Source organism: Kaistella yananensis (genome assembly GCF_026107505.2).
Classification (GTDB): Bacteria; Bacteroidota; Bacteroidia; order Flavobacteriales; family Weeksellaceae; genus Kaistella; species Kaistella yananensis.
Genome location: NZ_JAPCHZ010000002.1, coordinates 352,880 through 369,326, shown reverse-complemented (window position 1 = coordinate 369,326; position 16,447 = coordinate 352,880). Strand labels below are relative to the sequence as shown.

Below are 16,447 nucleotides of genomic sequence, written 5' to 3'. Positions count from 1 at the left end.
AATTCTGTGCCAGTTTTTATTTATTGGGTCTGGGAGGTGGTGGCGGTTCTGGAATTTCGGTATTTTTCAGAACAGTTTTAAAAGTAATATTCGATTTTAATACTTCCCCTTTTTCATTAATCTGAAAATAGGCATTACCGTTTCTTGCATAAATTCTTTTTTCATCCGCTTTAAAATCATAAACATCTAAAAGGCTCGGGAAGATCTCATCGTAAATAAATGGACATATAACCCTTCCTTTCTCATTAATTATTCCGGCTTTGTTGTTCTTCTTAGCGAAAATTAAACCATTTATATATTTGAACTCATCATAAGTGGGGGGCACTGTTATTTTAAAAGTATTCTCATCAATTAATCCTGTTTTGCCATTCTTAACAATGAATTTAGAGATTCTTGGCCCGTATTCTGTCCAGTTGGAGATTTCATCATATTCAAAAGGAAGAATATTCTTGTTTTGTAAATCAACGATACCGTATTTTTTGTTACGTTTGACAATAAATTTCAGTGGCTGATTGTAGATCGATTGAATTTCTTCTCCTGAAAGAATTATTTTATTGTTCAAATCGATTACGAAAGCACCGCTCTGATTGGTTGCAATGAACAGATCTTTATCCTCGTCATCAATTTGTACAAGCTCATTAAACTTAAGTGGAACGATTTCGCGATTATTAATGTCAATAATCCCTTTTTTATTATTTCTCTTCACAATGGAAAAAGCATTTCCTTGAAAATGCAAACTTTCATCGTAGATAAAGGGAACTTTTATTTTGCCTTTATGATCTACAAGACCGTATTTATTACTGAAATTTTTAAATGAAATATATTTGATTTGGTTAGAATATGTGATGTTGAAAAATTCTTCATCTGATTCCGCTATTTTAATTAAACCCGCATTGAATAGTGCATATCTTTTGTCCTTTGTTAAAAGGTAAAAATTTGGATTAGGATCTCCATTGCTGTTATAATTTTCAATGGCAGTATACGCTATTGGGATAACTAATTTTCCGTCATTATTCAGAATTCCAAACTTTTCGTTCTTCATTACAATGGCGTTTTTATTAGAATCGAAAGAAGTTGCAGAATCAAAACTGAGATTAGAAAATGCAGGATGTAAATTTTTACTGAGAAAAATATATTTGCCATTAACCTTTACAGATGCAGGTCCGTTTTCGAAGAATGTGGTATCATCTCCTTTCCAGGCTCTCTGAACATCAGTGTATAAAAAATCCGTCAGTTGTTTACCAGTATTACTGAAGAAAGCCCACTTATAGTATTTGCGGACGATAACAAAATCATCTAATTGTTCGCCTTTTACCAATTCATACGCAACAGGAATAATTTCTCTTCCATACCTGTCAATAAATCCAGATTTACCATTACGCTTCACGGCACTGAGCCCATTTTGGGTAAAATATTCCACGCTGTCATAAAGCATTGGGATAACCAATTTGCCGTTTTCATCAATGAAACCCCATTTTTTGTTTTTCGAAACAGGAGCTAAACCAAAAGTAAATATTCCCGCCTCATCATAATTACCTGCTAACTTTAAATTTCTATTAGTGATGAAAAACTCTTTGCCATTGTTCTTTGCATAAGCCAAACCATTCTTAAAAGGATTTACAAAATCATATTCAAAAGGGATCATGATTTTATTTTGGTCATTCACAAATCCCCACTTATTTGGTTTTATAAGCAAAACTCTTTTCCAACCTGTTTCACCGTCCCTTTCCTGATAGGAAATGTTGCTTCTTGATAAATCAAATGTTTGACTTTCATTGTTGCATGAAAATAATATAACAATTAATAAAAATAAAAAGTTCTTCATCAACTGATGTTAAGTTCAATCACATACCCCTCATGCCCTCTTACATTTATAAAATCACCACCTTCAAAAGATAGATACTGCCCTTTAATTCCGCGTAAAACGCCTTCAAATTCAGGTTTTTTATCTAAAGTGAAGGAATTAATTTTTTCGGGTGCTTCATATGGGTAATCCAAACGGAGCATTTCATGTTCCATCGAATAGAAATTTTTGAAATTATCCGGAAAATAATCTTTTATCTTTTCGCGGAAGTCGGCAAGATCCAGATCATCCTCGAAATCGTCTTCCAGCATTTTGCGCCAGTTGGTTTTGTCGGCCAGATGTTCTTTCAGGGCGACTTCAATCATTCCGGCTTCATAACGGTTTTCGGTTTTGGCAATGGGAAGTGCAAAAGTCGCTCCCTGATCAATCCAGCGTGTTGGGATCTGGCTTTCGCGCGTAACACCCACTTTCACATCACCGGTATAAGCCAAATAAACAATATGCGGCTGCAGCTGTATCGCCTCTTCAACCGCTAAATCCCGTTCGCCAATACCCAGGTGAGCGGTGGAGAGTTCGGGGCGGATGATGGTTTCGCTGGCATAAGGACTTTCGAAAAAACATTTTTTGCAGAATCCCATCCTGTAAATCTTTTCTTCACTGCCGCAGTTCACGCATTCGTAGCCGATATGTTTCAACTTAAGGTTTTTACCGATCAGCTGATTCATATTGATGAGATCATTCGACAGATTAAGGAAATATTGAATGGGTTTCGCGTTTTGCGTTGTCATTTTCAGGATTTGTCCGGAGAACTGCATATTATAATATTTCAGTAAAAATAATAATTTGAATTTAATTAAATTTGTACTAAATAAAACCAAAGATGAAATATCTAGTTACCGGAGGAAGCGGTTTTATCGGTTCGCACCTGGTAGAGCAATTATTAAAAAACAGACATTCTGTCATTAATATTGACAATTTTGATGATTTTTATGATTATAGGATAAAAATCCGGAATACTTTGGAATCTGTCGGTAAACCTTTTGAGTTTTCCTTCCACAATAAAGAGCACGATATCCAGAAGCTTATTTTTGAAACTTCCACCAAACACTATCAGATTTATAACCAAGACATTAGAGATAAGGCCGGACTCGAAAAAATTTTCAGCAAACATAAAATTGATGCCGTCATTCATTTGGCAGCACTGGCCGGCGTGCGACCTTCCATTGAAAAACCTTTGGAATACGAAGAAGTGAACGTGAAAGGCACAATGAACCTTTGGGAACTATGCAATGAATTTAATATAAAAAAAATTATTTGCGCTTCAAGTTCAAGCATTTACGGCAACAACTCAAAAATTCCTTTTTCAGAAAGCGACAATGTTGACCAGCCAATTTCCCCTTATGCCGCAACAAAAAAATGTACCGAAATTCTGGGGCATGTATACCATCACCTCTACGGCATCAATATGATTCACCTGCGTTTTTTCACGGTTTACGGCCCGCGGCAAAGACCTGATTTAGCCATTCACAAATTCACGAAATTGATGAGTGAAAACAAAGAAATCCCCTTCTACGGCGACGGTTCCACCTCCAGAGACTATACCTATGTAGATGACATTATTGATGGGATCCAGAAATCAATTCAGTATCTGGATAAGAATGAAAAAGTGTATGAAATCATTAATCTTGGTGAAAATGAAGTGATTACCCTCGAAGAAATGCTTGCCGGCATTGAAGAACATCTGGAAATAAAACCGCGAAAAAAGATACTGCCCATGCAACCTGGCGATGTGCATAAAACCAATGCAGATATTACAAAAGCGAGGACATTAATAGGCTATCATCCAACCACAAGATTCCAAAATGGCATAAAAAAGTTTGTGGAATGGTTTTTGAGAAATGGTTCATGAAAAATTTTGAAATAAAAATCAAAGTTTATTGAAACTCAGCGACAAAATCTCTTTTTTATGTCGCCTAATTTTATACTTTTGCAAAAAATTAATTATATGTATTGGACATTAGAACTGGCTTCTTATCTAAGCGACGCACCTTGGCCGATGACAAAGGCCGAACTTATTGATTACGCCATCAGAACCGGCGCACCAATGGAAGTTGTTGAAAATCTTCAGGCGATCGAGGACGAAGGTGAAGTTTATGAATCCATTGAAGAAGTTTGGAGCGATTATCCTACAGACGACGACTTTCTGTGGAACGAAGACGAATATTAATAACGCAGCCGGCTATCTGCAGCCGGTTTTTTATATTTTAGAAAAATTCTAAAAAATTAAAATCTTAAAATGGCTGAATGCACGCGTAGGCAGCCGAACGCAAATACTATGGGTTTTATAGACAAAGTTCTTAAAGGTTTTCTGGGCGATAAAAACACGACCGACCTGAAAGAAGTAAAAAAAGTGGTGGCCAAAATAAAAGCTGTTGAGCCAAAAATTCAGGAACTTACTGATGACGGTTTACGCGACAAGACGGCAGAATTCAAAGAAAAAATAAAGACTGCTACAGCCGGAATCACTTCCCAGATTGAACAGATTAAGGAACAGATCAAAAATTCTTCGAATGTTGATGAAAAGGAAGAACTTTTTTCGAAAGTGGAACAACTGAAAAAAGAATCCTACCAAATAGAAGAGAAAGTGCTCAACGAAATCCTTCCTGAAGCATTTGCCCTCGTAAAAGAAACTTCCAGAAGACTTGCCCAAAACGGCGAAATCCGTGTAACTGCAACAGAACTCGACAGAGAGCTTGCTGCAACAAAAGATTTCGTTGAAGTTCAGGGCGACATTGCCATCTGGAAAAACCGTTGGGATGCAGCAGGAACTCCGGTTGTTTGGGATATGGTACATTACGATGTACAGTTTATCGGTGGTGTGGTACTACACAGCGGTAAAATTGCCGAAATGGCAACCGGTGAAGGTAAAACCCTTGTGGGAACTTTACCGATTTACCTTAACGCACTTCCGGGAAGAGGTGTTCACGTAGTTACTGTGAACGATTATCTTGCGAAACGTGACTCCGCGTGGATGGGTCCACTCTACCAGTTCCATGGATTAACCATCGACTGTATCGACCTTCACCAGCCTAATTCCGATGCAAGACGAAAAGCTTACCAATCCAGTATCACTTACGGGACCAACAACGAATTCGGTTTCGATTATTTGAGAGATAACATGGTTACTTCACCAACCGAACTCGTACAGGGTGAACTGAACTTTGCGATTGTGGATGAGGTAGACTCCGTTTTGGTTGATGATGCAAGAACTCCGTTGATTATTTCAGGTCCGGTTCCACAAGGCGACCGTCAGGAATTTGATGTATTGAAACCATCGGTCGACAGAATTGTAGAAATTCAGAAAAAAACGGTTTCAGCTATCTTCAATGAAGCAAAAAAACTTATCGCCAGCGGAAATACCAAAGACGGCGGCTTTAAATTACTTCAGGCTTACAGAGGATTACCAAAATCACGACCTTTAATTAAATTCCTTTCCGAAAGCGGAAATAAAGCGCTTCTCCAAAAAACTGAAGGGCAATATATGGCCGATAATAACCGCGATATGCCGAAGGTTGATAAAGACCTTTACTTTGTTATCGACGAAAAAAACAATCAAATTGAGCTTACCGACAAAGGGGTTGAATACATGTCCGCAGGAAACGAGGACAAAGATTTCTTCGTGTTAAATGATATCGGTACTGAAATCGCACAACTTGAATCAAAAAACTTGAGCAAGGAAGAAGAATTCGAAGCGAAGGAAAAACTATTCAGCGAGTTTGCTGTAAAATCTGAAAGAATTCATACGTTAAGCCAGTTACTTAAAGCCTACACTTTATTCGAAAAAGACGATGAGTATGTTGTAATCGACGGCGAGGTAAAAATCGTCGACGAGCAAACTGGCCGTATTATGGAAGGGCGCCGTTATTCCGACGGACTTCACCAGGCCATCGAAGCGAAAGAAAATGTAAAAATCGAGGCTGCCACGCAAACCTTTGCAACCATTACCCTGCAGAATTACTTCAGGATGTATAATAAACTTGCGGGGATGACCGGTACTGCAGAAACAGAAGCTAGCGAGTTTTGGCAGATTTACAAACTCGATGTAGTGGTAATTCCCACAAACCGCCCGATTCTTCGTGATGATAAGCAGGATCTTGTTTTCAAAACAAACCGCGAAAAATATAATGCTGTAATTGAAGAAATTGAAAGATTAACCGCTGCAGGAAGACCGGTTCTTGTAGGTACAACCTCAGTAGAAATTTCACAGTTGCTTTCAAGAGCGCTTCAGTTAAGAAAAATTCAGCACAACGTACTGAACGCAAAACTGCACGCAAAAGAAGCAGAAATTGTAGCAATGGCAGGTGGGCCAGGCGTTGTAACCATCGCCACCAACATGGCAGGTCGTGGTACCGACATTAAACTACAGGGTGAGGTGAAGGCCAATGGTGGTCTTGCCATCATCGGTACAGAAAGACATGACTCCAGACGTGTTGACCGTCAGTTAAGAGGTAGAGCCGGCCGACAGGGAGATCCGGGAAGCTCACAATTCTACGTTTCGCTTGAAGATAACCTGATGCGTCTTTTCGGTTCTGAGAGAATCGCGAAAATGATGGACAGAATGGGTCATAAAGAAGGTGAGGTAATTCAGCACAGCATGATTTCGAAATCCATCGAAAGAGCACAGAAAAAAGTAGAAGAAAATAACTTCGGCATCCGAAAAAGACTTTTGGAGTATGATGACGTAATGAACAAACAGCGCGACGTAATCTACAAAAGAAGAAAGAATGCACTGTTCGGTGATCACTTGAAATACGATATTTCGAACATGATTTTCGACGTGGCTCAATCTATCGTAAGTAAAACAAAACTTGAAAACGACTATAAAGAATTCGAGTACGAAATCATCAAGTATTTCACCATGGAAGCACCGGTTTCTGAAAACGAATTCAAGACAAAACAGGTTCCGGAGCTTACCAATATAGTATTCAAGGCGGCTACAGAAGATTACCGCATGAAGCTTGAACTTCTGAAAGAAAAATCGTTCCCAATTATCGAGAATGTTTTCCAGAATCAGGGATCCATGTTCAAAATGATTCAGGTTCCGTTTACCGACGGTATCAAAACCATGACTATTGTGACCGATCTGAAAGAAGCGTACGAAACTAAATGTGATTCTTTAATCAATGATTTCGAGAAAAATATTTCCCTCGCCATCATCGATGAAAACTGGAAACTCCACCTCAGAGAAATGGATGACTTAAGACGTTCTTCACAAGGTGCGGTTTACGAACAGAAAGATCCGTTGGTGATTTATAAGCAGGAATCCTTTTATCTTTTCAGCGAAATGGTAGAAAGGGTAAACAAAGAAATCGTTTCCTTTTTATACAAAGGCGAAATTCCAGCATAAGCAGCGCAACTGAATAATATCATTAAACTTCTCCATTCTTGGGGAAGTTTTTTTGTTAACGTAATGTGAATTTGTTGTACTTTTAAAGTCTAAATTTTTTTTTGAATGGCACTAATAGACTTGTCAAAACAGATTGCTTTAGGAATCGATATTGGAGGAACCAATACCAAATATGGCTTTGTGAACCACCGCGGAGAAATTCTTGAAAAAGGCAGCCTCAAGACCGATGAATACGAAAAAGTTGAAGACTTCATCGATGCTTTATACAATAAAATGTCGCCTTTGATGAAGAAACACAGCAACCAAACAAGACTCGACGGTATTGGTGTGGGTGCTCCCAACGCAAATTATTATACAGGAACCATCGAACAGGCTCCGAACCTCCGCTGGAAAGGTATTATTCCATTTGCAGAACTCATGACTAAAAAATTCGGACTTCCCTGCAAAATGACCAACGATGCCAACGCTGCAGCACTAGGCGAAATGATGTTTGGCGCAGCAAGAGGAATGAAAGATTTCATCATGATGACATTGGGAACAGGAGTTGGAAGCGGAATTATTTCCGGCGGAAATTTAATATACGGACACGATGGTTTTGCAGGAGAATTGGGGCATACCATCATAAAACCCGGCGGAAGGAAACATTGGAGTACCGGTTCCGAAGGTTCTTTGGAAGCTTATGCATCGGCGACAGGAATCGCGATTACCGCCAAAAAAATGCGTGCAGAATTTCCAGATTCTATGCTGAATCAATATCCTGAAGAAGAAATTAATTCTCTTGTTGTCCATGAATGTGCAAAAAAAGGCGATCCAACTGCCATCGAAGTTTTCCGATATACCGGACAAAAACTAGGGGAAGCATTAGCAAATTTCGTGATGTTTTCTTCTCCAGAAGCCATTCTTCTTTTCGGTGGGGTCATCAAAGCGGGAGATTTTATTTTAAAACCTACCAAACTCCACATGGAGCGAAACCTTTTCCCAATTTTCAGAAATAAGGTTAAATTAGTTTTCAGTGAACTAGACGAAGCTGACGCAGCGATACTCGGTGCAAGCGCTTTGGTTTGGGAAAAGTAACCTAAATCTACATTAAATATAAAAACGAACATCTCAATATTGGGATGTTCGTTTTAATTATGGTTACCAAACCAATTATTTGAGCGTCCATCACTCATGGTTTAGGTTGTTTACCGAAAATTTGAGGTTATAGACGTCAAATTTGGGGTTTGCAGCCTCAAAAATGGGGTTTAGAGGCTCATATTTGCGGTTCGGAACCTCATTTTTGGGGTTCGAAACCTCAAGTTTGGGGTTCAGAGGCTCATATTTGGGGGTAAAAGGGTCAAATTTGGGGCTTGGAGGCTCATCTTTGAAGTTGCATATCTGGAATTTGAACCTGTGGACCTCAATTTGCATCTATCCGCAATTCGTCATTAAACATCATTATGAATTAAAATTTTTATGATAGAAAAGCGTTATTAAAAAATGAATAAGATTTTAGTATTTTTGATGGGTCTAATGTTGATCTCCTGCAACGGTCAGGAGGCGAAGAAACCTTTAACAAATAATAAAAAAATGGATAAACAGAATTTAGAATATATCACCTTCGGTGGCGGCTGTTTTTGGTGTGTAGAAAGTTGTTTCAATATGCTGAAAGGCGTGGATGCCGCAATTTCAGGATATTCCGGAGGACATAAAGCGAACCCGACGTATGAAGAAGTTTGCACTGGCGAAACCGGGCATGCTGAAGTGGTACAAATTGCTTACGACCCAAAAATTATTTCTTACGAACAGCTGATGGATGTTTTCTTTTTCCTACACGATCCTACTCAGCTGAACCGACAGGGAAACGATATCGGAACCCAATACCGGTCGGTGATTTTCTATAAGGATGAGACTGAAAAACAGAAAGCTGAAGCTGCGTTAAAAGCCTCAGAAGCCTCAGAAAGATGGGAAGGAAAATATGTTACAGAACTGGCAAAATTCGAGAAATTCTGGCCGGCAGAGCAGTATCATCAAGGATACTACAATGCAAATCCTACGCAGCCTTACTGCAGCGCTGTAGTTGGGCCGAAGATTGCCAAATTCAAAAAACATTACGGCGAGCTGGGAATGTTGGAACCAGAAGAAGCCCAGTAAAAAGATTTAAAGCGGAGATTTTTCTTCGCTTTTATTTTTTCTTGAATAAGAAATAGCCGGCTTCGGACGGATGATCCTGAACGTAGTCCTCAGGATTTTCTTTTTTGATCAAATGGTAAATCATAATATCTCCCGCAGCGGCACCTGAGAAAAAAATTCCGAATAACAGCATATCAATATTTCCAATGAACAAACTGATAATTGATGGTATTACTCCAAGAATTAACAGCGGTGCCAGCAAAGCGATGATATAATGTTTTATCTGCAGTGGTTCTTTGCAGTGGCAATAAGGCGTCAGCATTTTGATTAAAATCCCGAATTTCACAGACTTAAAACCGTTTTGGGCATATTTCGCAAAGAAAAACCCGTGGATCAGTTCGTGGACGATGATTCCGCCAAAAACAGCAATAAGAGGAGCAAACCCCCGAAGTAAAACGCCATCTATATTCAGCAATATGCTCGAAAAATTGCCCTTCCAGATCAGATAAAACGGTGTGGCAAATAATACAGCAAATAATGCGAAGTATTTCAGCCCGACTAAATTTGCTTTCATCAAATCAATTATCTTTTCTTCTTTTTCAAAGTTTTCAAAATTCATTGCGCATTTTTTAATTTTATAAATATAAAAAAGCCTGCTGAAAAATCAGCAGGCTTCCGTGTGTTTAGAAAACACCTATTTCACTAAAGTCATTTCACTGATCAGGTGACCTGCTTTACCGTATTTTTCGATGATCCAAAGTACCATTCTTACATCTACGTTGATGGTTTTTTGAAGTTTAGGATCGAAGATGATATCACCGCTAAGGGCTTCGCTGTTTCCGTCGAACGCAAGACCGATTAAGTGGCCATGTCCGTTAAGAATTGGAGAACCAGAGTTACCTCCTGTAATATCGTTATTTGAAAGGAAGTTTACCGGCATGAAACCTTTTTTATCGGCATACTGGCCAAAGTCTTTTCTCTTCACTAAATCCAGGAAGTCCTGTGGAAGATCAAATTCTTCATCTCCTTTTTTATATTTTGCAACCATTCCGTTAATTTCTGTGTAATAGTTGTTCTTTTCGTTAATTCCTCCATAATTACGGTCGCTTCTTACAGGCAGTGTATCAATAGATCCCGTAGTAAGTCTCATCGTAGAATTCGCATCCGGATAGAATACGGTATCAGGCTGGGATTTTCTTAATCCATCTAAGAAAATTCTGCTGTTTTTAGCAAAAGCTTCATCTACTTTAGCATATTTATCACCTGCTAATTTTTGGTCTGTATAGAATCCGTTTGCCAGTTTCAGAAGCGGATCTGCGTCGATTTTCAACCGGTCCGGATTGTTTACAAAATTCAGGGCAGATTCTTTGGTTGCGAAAATTGAAGAAAACGCAAGTGTTGAAAGGTTTTTCGCATCAGCGCTCAACAGTGTAGCAGAAGCATCGTCCTTATTTACCCGCTGTTGGTAAAGGTTTACCATAGAGTTCAGCATTTCCCCTTCAAGCTTCGTATTGAAACCATCGTACATTCTGTCGATCGCATCGGTAACTTTGGTTTTCATCGCGGCTTTTCCGTTGGCGTCCTGGTCTGCATAGGTTTTCAATAAAGAGCCCAACTGGTAAGCAACCGGGATATATTTTGCGTTTCTCTGAAGTTGTGAAGCATAATTTCTTTCCACATTTCTGTTAGAGAACTGTGCATAATTGGCTTTGATATTATCCAAAACTCCTGAATACATTACTTCGTTTGCAGGTAATATCGCCCATTTCATGAATTTGGCTTCCAAATCTTTTTTACCGCTGATTGTTCCGTTTTTAATCACGGCGTCAATGGTACCCTGTCGGTTTTTCCAGTAATTTGCTACAGATGCATATTGGGAAGCATAGTTAAGTTTCGTTGCCTGATCTGCATCCATATACTTTTTCATAACATCCATCGCAAGTTTTGAAGCTTCAACCCAAGCCGGATAATCTTTATTTACCATCTGCTCGATTCCGAAAGAGGTAAGGTATCTGTTTGTTCTTCCAGGGAAACCAACAATCATCGCGAAATCGCCAGGTTTATAACCTTTAAGTGAAATCGGAAGCGCGTGCTTAGGCTTCATGGGAACGTTGTTCGGAGAATATTCTGCCGGATTCCCGTTTGCATCTGCATATACTCTGAATACAGAGAAATCTGCGGTATGCCTTGGCCACTCCCAGTTATCGGTATCACCACCGAATTTACCTAAAGCGTTTGGAGGTGTCCCTACCAATCTTACATCTTTAAAATCCTGATAAACAAAATAATAAAACTCGTTTCCGTTGAAGAAATCTCTAACCACAACGCTGTATTTTCCGTTTTCTGAATTTTCAGTCTGGATTGCTTTGTATTCTGCATCGATAATTTCTTTTCTTTGGTCTGCAGACATATTGTTATTAAGCTTATCGTTAATACGCTTGGTAACATCATCCATTCTCACCAAAAATCTTACGGATAGGCCTTTTGCAGGGAGTTCTTCGCTTTTTTTCATGGCCCAGAACCCATTGGTTAAGTGGTCTTTTTCAGGAGTTGAAAGTGCAGCGATTTGTCCGTATCCACAGTGGTGATTTGTAAAGAGTAAACCTTCTTTAGACACCATCTCGGCAGTACAACCACCACCAAACTGCACAATTGCATCCTTCAGGCTGGAATTGTTGACAGAATAAATTTCTTCAGGAGTAAGCTTCAGACCTTGCTTTTTAAGGTCAACACCGTTAAGTCTCTTGATCATTGTCATCAGCCACATCCCTTCATCGGCTCTTAACTGAACAAAGCTCATCATGAATGTGAGCAGTAAAAAAATTCTTTTCATTTATAAAATTATTTAGTAGGCTAATTTATGAAAATCATTTCAAATACAGCTTTTCTCAAAAAAAAATGGATGAGTAACCCTCATCCATTCCTTATTATAATATTACTAACAAACTATTTTTTGATAAGTTTAGTGTTTTCTACAGCACCCTCTCCGTAATATACCTGAAGAATGTAAGTTCCTTTAGCTAAAGAAGAAACATTGATCTGGTTACCTGCTTTAAAGGACTGAACTTTTTTACCAGTCATATCCATTACAGTAACATTCTCTATTTTTCTGTTAGCAGAGATATTTACAATATCAGTTGCCGGGTTTGGATAAACTTTTAAGTTAGACTTAACTGCGTTATCAGAAACCCCAAGTGCCAAGTTTCCACTGAATTTGAAGATTCCCTGAGTTCCTGAAGGTCCATCAGAGAAATATCCTGTCCAGCCGGTTGTAGGATTAAGGAAAGATACCTTCCCTCTTTGTCCCCCGTCGATTCCAGGGATATTATCAATGATTGTCCAGTTTAAACCTCCGTCAGTAGAATAGGCAGATCCGGTACCTTGTGCTGCAGCAGAGTTGATACCAGTTGTTACATAGGTATTAGCTGTACCAGGTACATAGGCAATATCACCGAAGAACCATGTCCCGTTGGGTGTAACTGGATCCCATGTTACCCCTCCGTCATTTGTTGAATAGAGACCGGCAGATAATGTAGTAGGAGAGTCAGCTCCGTCCACTGCTAGTAAAAGTCCGTTATTAGCATCTTTAAAAGCAAAGGCTCCAGAAGATCCGGAAGTAATTACTCCACCAAAGTCAAGCACGGGGCTGTAGTTTCCGGTCCAGGTGTTTCCTCTATCGGGAGAGTGCAGAATTCGGCCTACGCTGGTACCAATCCATATATTATCGCCAACAACTTCCTTAAGACCAACGTAAGTAAAATCATCACCGTTTTCAGGTACTGGCGCGCCGGGAACTGCAGTCCAAGTCGTACCACCGTTAGAAGTTTTAAACATTTCGAATTTCCCGTTTAATGGGTCACCACTTGTCCATCCATTATTTGCATCCCAGAAGTAAATATGATTCGCAAATGATCCAGAGGTATAGCCTACGGTTTGCTGCGTCCAGCTAGTACCTCCGTTTGTAGTTTTCCAGATTCTGTTGGCATTGGTTCCTGCTGAAGCCGGTGCGGTTACTACCCATGCGGTATTTCCGTCAATAGCTGACAAATCCGATACAAGAGTATTTGATCCCGGACCAGTGATATTGTTAGCAGTCCACGTAGTCCCTCCATTTGTGGTACGCGAAACTATTTTAGGATAAGTTCCGGCTCCGGAGCCGTCGTAGGCAAATATCCATACCGTGTTTGCATCTACAATATCAATCTCATCAACACCAAAATTCGCAGGGAATTTGGTTCCCTGAGGAACCCAAGATTGCGCCTGAGATAGCATAGAAACTAGCGCAAAGCCAGTGAGTAAAATTTTTTTCATAATCTTTAAAGTTTAATGATTTTTTGTAAAATTATACAAATCCGAAATAATACACAAACTATATTGCCATTTTTTTACCTTAAAGATAATTTTGATGCTAAATGGTGAATCTTGTTTTAAAAAACTTAAAAGAAAAATTTAGACATATTTATAAGATTTTAACATCTCCGTGTGAGGAATATCATCTTCAAGATATTTTTTGCCGGTATCCTGAAATCCAAATTCCGAATAAAACTTTAAAAGATAATCCTGTGCAGAAATTCTTACATCTACAGCGCGAAATCTGGCTTGGATGGTAAGGAGCGCAAATTTCATCAGCGTTTTCCCCAACCTCAGATTTCTGTAGTTGGAATTCGTTAAAACACGACCTATAGATGCTTCATGATATTTAATTCCTGAATCGAAAAGCCTGCAGTAAGCTAAAATTTCGCCGTTAGTTTCGGCCCACAGATGCACTGCTTTATCATCGTAACCATCAGCATCCAAATAATTACATGTCTGTTCAACAACAAATACAGCCTGCCGGATTCTTAAAATTTCATATAATTCCGTCACTGAAAGTTCTGTGAAAGACTTAATTTTCCAATGAATTGTTTGCATTACAGAAAGTTTACTTTATTGTTTTTCAGAAATGCGTTAGTTTCGGCGATGAATTTCAAAATTGCGTCGCCTCCTTCTTTTTTCTCCGCCGATGTTATGTAAATTTCAGGCAGGTCTTCCCATGTTTTCAGAAGTTCCTTTTTGTACTCTTCTACATTAGCCAGTACGGCGTTTGGTTTGAGTTTATCCACTTTTGTAAATACAATGGAGAAAGGAACTCCGTTCTCGCCACACCATTCTATAAATTCAAGGTCGATTTTCTGTGGTGTATGTCGTACATCTACCAACACAAAAAGGTTGACAAGATTTTTTCGGTTCAATATATAATTGTTAATCAGTTTTTCGAAATCTTTTCTCATACTTTTCGAAACACGGGCGTACCCATAACCTGGCAAATCGGTAAGATACCACGCTTCGTTGATTATAAAATGATTGATTAACTGGGTTTTTCCAGGAGTCTGCGATGTTTTGGCAAGGTCCTTATGATTCAGCATTGCATTGATTAGCGAAGATTTTCCTACATTAGATCGTCCGATAAAAGCATATTCCGGCATCACAGCTTCTGGGCAATCCTGCCATCTTCCGCTGCTTTTTATAAACTCTGCTGTCTTAATAATCATTTTACTATTTTTTTCAAATTTAATTAAATAAAAAATGGAAGTTAAAAACCTCCATTTTATTTTTCTATTTTCTTCAGCCAGCTGTAAAGGATTTCGTTAAACTCATCCGGCTTTTCCATCATGGCGGCGTGACCACATTTTTCGATCCAGTATAAATCAGAATTTGGTAAGAATTTATGCATATCTACTGCTACATCAGGTGGTGTCACGTTATCATCTTTGCCCCAGATTAAACAAACAGGTGTTTTAATTTTCGGTAAATCGTGCAGCATGTTGTGCTTTATTGCGCTTCTGGCAAGCATTACTGTTTTTATTCCCTTCATTCTATCATTCACTACAGCAAAAACCTCATCTACCAATTCGTCTGTGGCTACAGCCGGGTCATAGAAGACTTCTTCTGTTTTCTTCCTTATATATTCTTTATCAGATTTGCGTGGAAAACTGTCACCGAAAGTTCTTTCATACAGACCCGAACTGCCTGTTAAGACTAAGTTGGCAACAAGCTCTGGGCGGGCAAGCGTAAGGATCAGTCCAATATGTCCACCCATGGAATTTCCTACGATCGTTACTGGCTCATCGGTTTTTTCTTCGATGAATTTGGCGACATATTTTGCAATTGTAGTAAGATTGGTGTGCAAAACCGGTAAGTCATAAATAGGAAGCACCGGTACAAAGACCTTGTACCCGCGTTCGGAAAAATATTTTACCGTTTTATCAAAATTACTCAAACCTCCCATTAATCCATGCAGAAGAATCAGCGGGTGACCTTCTCCAGCCTCAATGAAAGAGTATTTTTTTTCTTTTTTCGTAATAAATCTCATAGAAATGCTTACTAAGCACTGCAAAAATACAAATTAAAGACCAACTATTATTTACATGAATGAATTTATAATAAAAATAAATTTCAAAGAAAAAGATGAGAGTTTTTCAATTTATTTTTCATAAATCCAATAAGATGTTAACTTCTTTTTAATCAGCTGTTTAGTATTAACAATCAAAACTTATTAACATTAAGTCAAAAAGTGGGAAAAAGTGGGAGCTTTTAGAAATTTTTATATAAATTTGTCCCAAATGAAGAATTTCATCGGCACATATGAATGTAAAATCGACGACAAGGGTCGCCTAAAACTCCCTTCATCACTGGTAAAACAGATGGAGAATTTTGGCGGAGATTCTTTTGTAGTCAAGCGTTCCGTATTCCAATCCTGCCTCGAGGTTTATCCAATGTCGGGTTGGGAAAAACTGATGGAAAAAATTAATAAGCTGAACCGCTTCCAGAAAAGAAATGCAGATTTCATCCGCCAGTTTACCGCGGGCCTGAAAACTGTAGAACCCGATAACGCAGGCAGATTACAGATTTCTAAAGATTTAACCCTTTTTGCAAATCTAAAAAAAGAAATTGTGATTACAAGTGCCGGCTCGCTTTTCGAGATTTGGGACAAAGAAGCTTATGAAGCGGTAATTGCCACTTCGGAAGAAGATTTTGCGAAACTTGCCGAAGAGGTAATGGGAGACATCAGTTTTGATGAACAGGAAGAATAATTATTCCAAAACGTAGTGTGCAGCGGCCACTTCACCTTAATATAATATAGA

Annotated in this window: 14 protein-coding genes; 6 read left to right on the top strand and 8 right to left on the bottom strand. The window is 38.8% G+C overall.

Features of this window, described 5'->3' with window-relative positions; translation table 11 throughout:
* Positions 1-16: 16 nt before the first annotated feature.
* Both OK344_RS05935 and OK344_RS05930 read right to left on the bottom strand, forming a co-directional pair.
* Entirely contained in the window at positions 17-1,825 is a 1,809-nt protein-coding gene (locus OK344_RS05935) for a WG repeat-containing protein (RefSeq protein ID WP_265143913.1), read from the bottom strand.
* The gene (locus OK344_RS05930; protein ID WP_088468451.1) at positions 1,825-2,619 is read right to left on the bottom strand and encodes a DUF2797 domain-containing protein; all 795 of its coding nucleotides are present in this window, start codon (positions 2,617-2,619) and stop codon (positions 1,825-1,827) included. Before OK344_RS05930 ends, OK344_RS05935 begins: the two co-directional genes overlap by 1 nt.
* A 65-nt stretch (positions 2,620-2,684) precedes the next feature.
* On the opposite strand from OK344_RS05930, the gene OK344_RS05925 reads away from it, so the two are divergent.
* The 5 genes from OK344_RS05925 to msrA all read left to right on the top strand — a co-directional run bounded on the left by OK344_RS05925 (position 2,685) and on the right by msrA (position 9,344).
* Positions 2,685-3,713, top strand: a complete 1,029-nt coding sequence (locus OK344_RS05925; protein WP_265143912.1) for a GDP-mannose 4,6-dehydratase — start codon at positions 2,685-2,687, stop codon at positions 3,711-3,713.
* A gap of 96 nt (positions 3,714-3,809) precedes the next feature.
* On the top strand, positions 3,810-4,031 hold the full coding sequence (locus OK344_RS05920) for a DUF2795 domain-containing protein (protein ID WP_088468449.1): 222 nt from the start codon (positions 3,810-3,812) through the stop codon (positions 4,029-4,031).
* Between the two features lie 108 nt (positions 4,032-4,139).
* Positions 4,140-7,211, top strand: coding sequence for a preprotein translocase subunit SecA (gene secA / locus OK344_RS05915; protein WP_265143911.1), 3,072 nt, complete (start codon positions 4,140-4,142; stop codon positions 7,209-7,211).
* A gap of 105 nt (positions 7,212-7,316) precedes the next feature.
* A complete protein-coding gene (locus OK344_RS05910) occupies positions 7,317-8,285 on the top strand; it encodes an ROK family protein (RefSeq protein ID WP_265143910.1) in 969 nt (322 codons plus the stop codon).
* Between the two features lie 495 nt (positions 8,286-8,780).
* Positions 8,781-9,344, top strand: a complete 564-nt coding sequence (gene msrA / locus OK344_RS05905; RefSeq protein ID WP_407936704.1) for a peptide-methionine (S)-S-oxide reductase MsrA — start codon at positions 8,781-8,783, stop codon at positions 9,342-9,344.
* Positions 9,345-9,375: 31 nt separating this feature from the next.
* Here msrA and OK344_RS05900 read toward each other — a convergent pair whose 3' ends face one another.
* From OK344_RS05900 to OK344_RS05875, 6 genes are all read right to left on the bottom strand, one after another.
* A complete protein-coding gene (locus OK344_RS05900) occupies positions 9,376-9,942 on the bottom strand; it encodes a DUF3267 domain-containing protein (RefSeq protein WP_265143908.1) in 567 nt (188 codons plus the stop codon).
* Positions 9,943-10,017: 75 nt separating this feature from the next.
* Positions 10,018-12,156 (bottom strand): S46 family peptidase, encoded by a 2,139-nt coding sequence (locus OK344_RS05895; RefSeq protein ID WP_265143907.1) that lies wholly within the window; start codon positions 12,154-12,156, stop codon positions 10,018-10,020.
* A 113-nt stretch (positions 12,157-12,269) separates the two neighbouring features.
* Positions 12,270-13,634 (bottom strand): T9SS type A sorting domain-containing protein, encoded by a 1,365-nt coding sequence (locus OK344_RS05890; RefSeq protein WP_265143906.1) that lies wholly within the window; start codon positions 13,632-13,634, stop codon positions 12,270-12,272.
* Between the two features lie 138 nt (positions 13,635-13,772).
* Positions 13,773-14,234, bottom strand: a complete 462-nt coding sequence (locus tag OK344_RS05885) for a GNAT family N-acetyltransferase (RefSeq protein WP_265143905.1) — start codon at positions 14,232-14,234, stop codon at positions 13,773-13,775.
* A complete protein-coding gene (gene yihA / locus OK344_RS05880) occupies positions 14,234-14,854 on the bottom strand; it encodes a ribosome biogenesis GTP-binding protein YihA/YsxC (protein WP_265143904.1) in 621 nt (206 codons plus the stop codon). Before yihA ends, OK344_RS05885 begins: the two co-directional genes overlap by 1 nt.
* A 56-nt stretch (positions 14,855-14,910) precedes the next feature.
* Positions 14,911-15,675 carry an alpha/beta fold hydrolase gene (locus OK344_RS05875; RefSeq protein WP_088468441.1) on the bottom strand — a complete coding sequence of 255 codons (765 nt, stop codon included), beginning with the start codon at positions 15,673-15,675 and terminating at the stop codon, positions 14,911-14,913.
* 250 nt (positions 15,676-15,925) lie between these two features.
* Here OK344_RS05875 and mraZ point away from each other — a divergent pair, with 250 nt between their 5' ends.
* Positions 15,926-16,396 (top strand): division/cell wall cluster transcriptional repressor MraZ, encoded by a 471-nt coding sequence (mraZ, locus tag OK344_RS05870; RefSeq protein ID WP_265143903.1) that lies wholly within the window; start codon positions 15,926-15,928, stop codon positions 16,394-16,396.
* Positions 16,397-16,447: the final 51 nt, after the last annotated feature.

Bases quoted from the DNA above. Each gene is read 5' to 3' on its own strand.
- OK344_RS05925 (WP_265143912.1), top strand. From the start codon at position 2,685: ATGAAATATCTAGTTACCGGAGGAAGCGGTTTTATCGGTTCGCACCTG.
- OK344_RS05900 (WP_265143908.1), bottom strand. From the start codon at position 9,942: ATGAATTTTGAAAACTTTGAAAAAGAAGAAAAGATAATTGATTTGATG.
- OK344_RS05890 (WP_265143906.1), bottom strand. From the start codon at position 13,634: ATGAAAAAAATTTTACTCACTGGCTTTGCGCTAGTTTCTATGCTATCT.
- OK344_RS05935 (WP_265143913.1), bottom strand. From the start codon at position 1,825: ATGAAGAACTTTTTATTTTTATTAATTGTTATATTATTTTCATGCAAC.
- OK344_RS05895 (WP_265143907.1), bottom strand. From the start codon at position 12,156: ATGAAAAGAATTTTTTTACTGCTCACATTCATGATGAGCTTTGTTCAG.
- OK344_RS05930 (WP_088468451.1), bottom strand. From the start codon at position 2,619: ATGCAGTTCTCCGGACAAATCCTGAAAATGACAACGCAAAACGCGAAA.
- secA (WP_265143911.1), top strand. From the start codon at position 4,140: ATGGGTTTTATAGACAAAGTTCTTAAAGGTTTTCTGGGCGATAAAAAC.
- mraZ (WP_265143903.1), top strand. From the start codon at position 15,926: ATGAAGAATTTCATCGGCACATATGAATGTAAAATCGACGACAAGGGT.
- msrA (WP_407936704.1), top strand. From the start codon at position 8,781: ATGGATAAACAGAATTTAGAATATATCACCTTCGGTGGCGGCTGTTTT.
- OK344_RS05910 (WP_265143910.1), top strand. From the start codon at position 7,317: ATGGCACTAATAGACTTGTCAAAACAGATTGCTTTAGGAATCGATATT.
- yihA (WP_265143904.1), bottom strand. From the start codon at position 14,854: ATGATTATTAAGACAGCAGAGTTTATAAAAAGCAGCGGAAGATGGCAG.
- OK344_RS05885 (WP_265143905.1), bottom strand. From the start codon at position 14,234: ATGCAAACAATTCATTGGAAAATTAAGTCTTTCACAGAACTTTCAGTG.
- OK344_RS05920 (WP_088468449.1), top strand. From the start codon at position 3,810: ATGTATTGGACATTAGAACTGGCTTCTTATCTAAGCGACGCACCTTGG.
- OK344_RS05875 (WP_088468441.1), bottom strand. From the start codon at position 15,675: ATGAGATTTATTACGAAAAAAGAAAAAAAATACTCTTTCATTGAGGCT.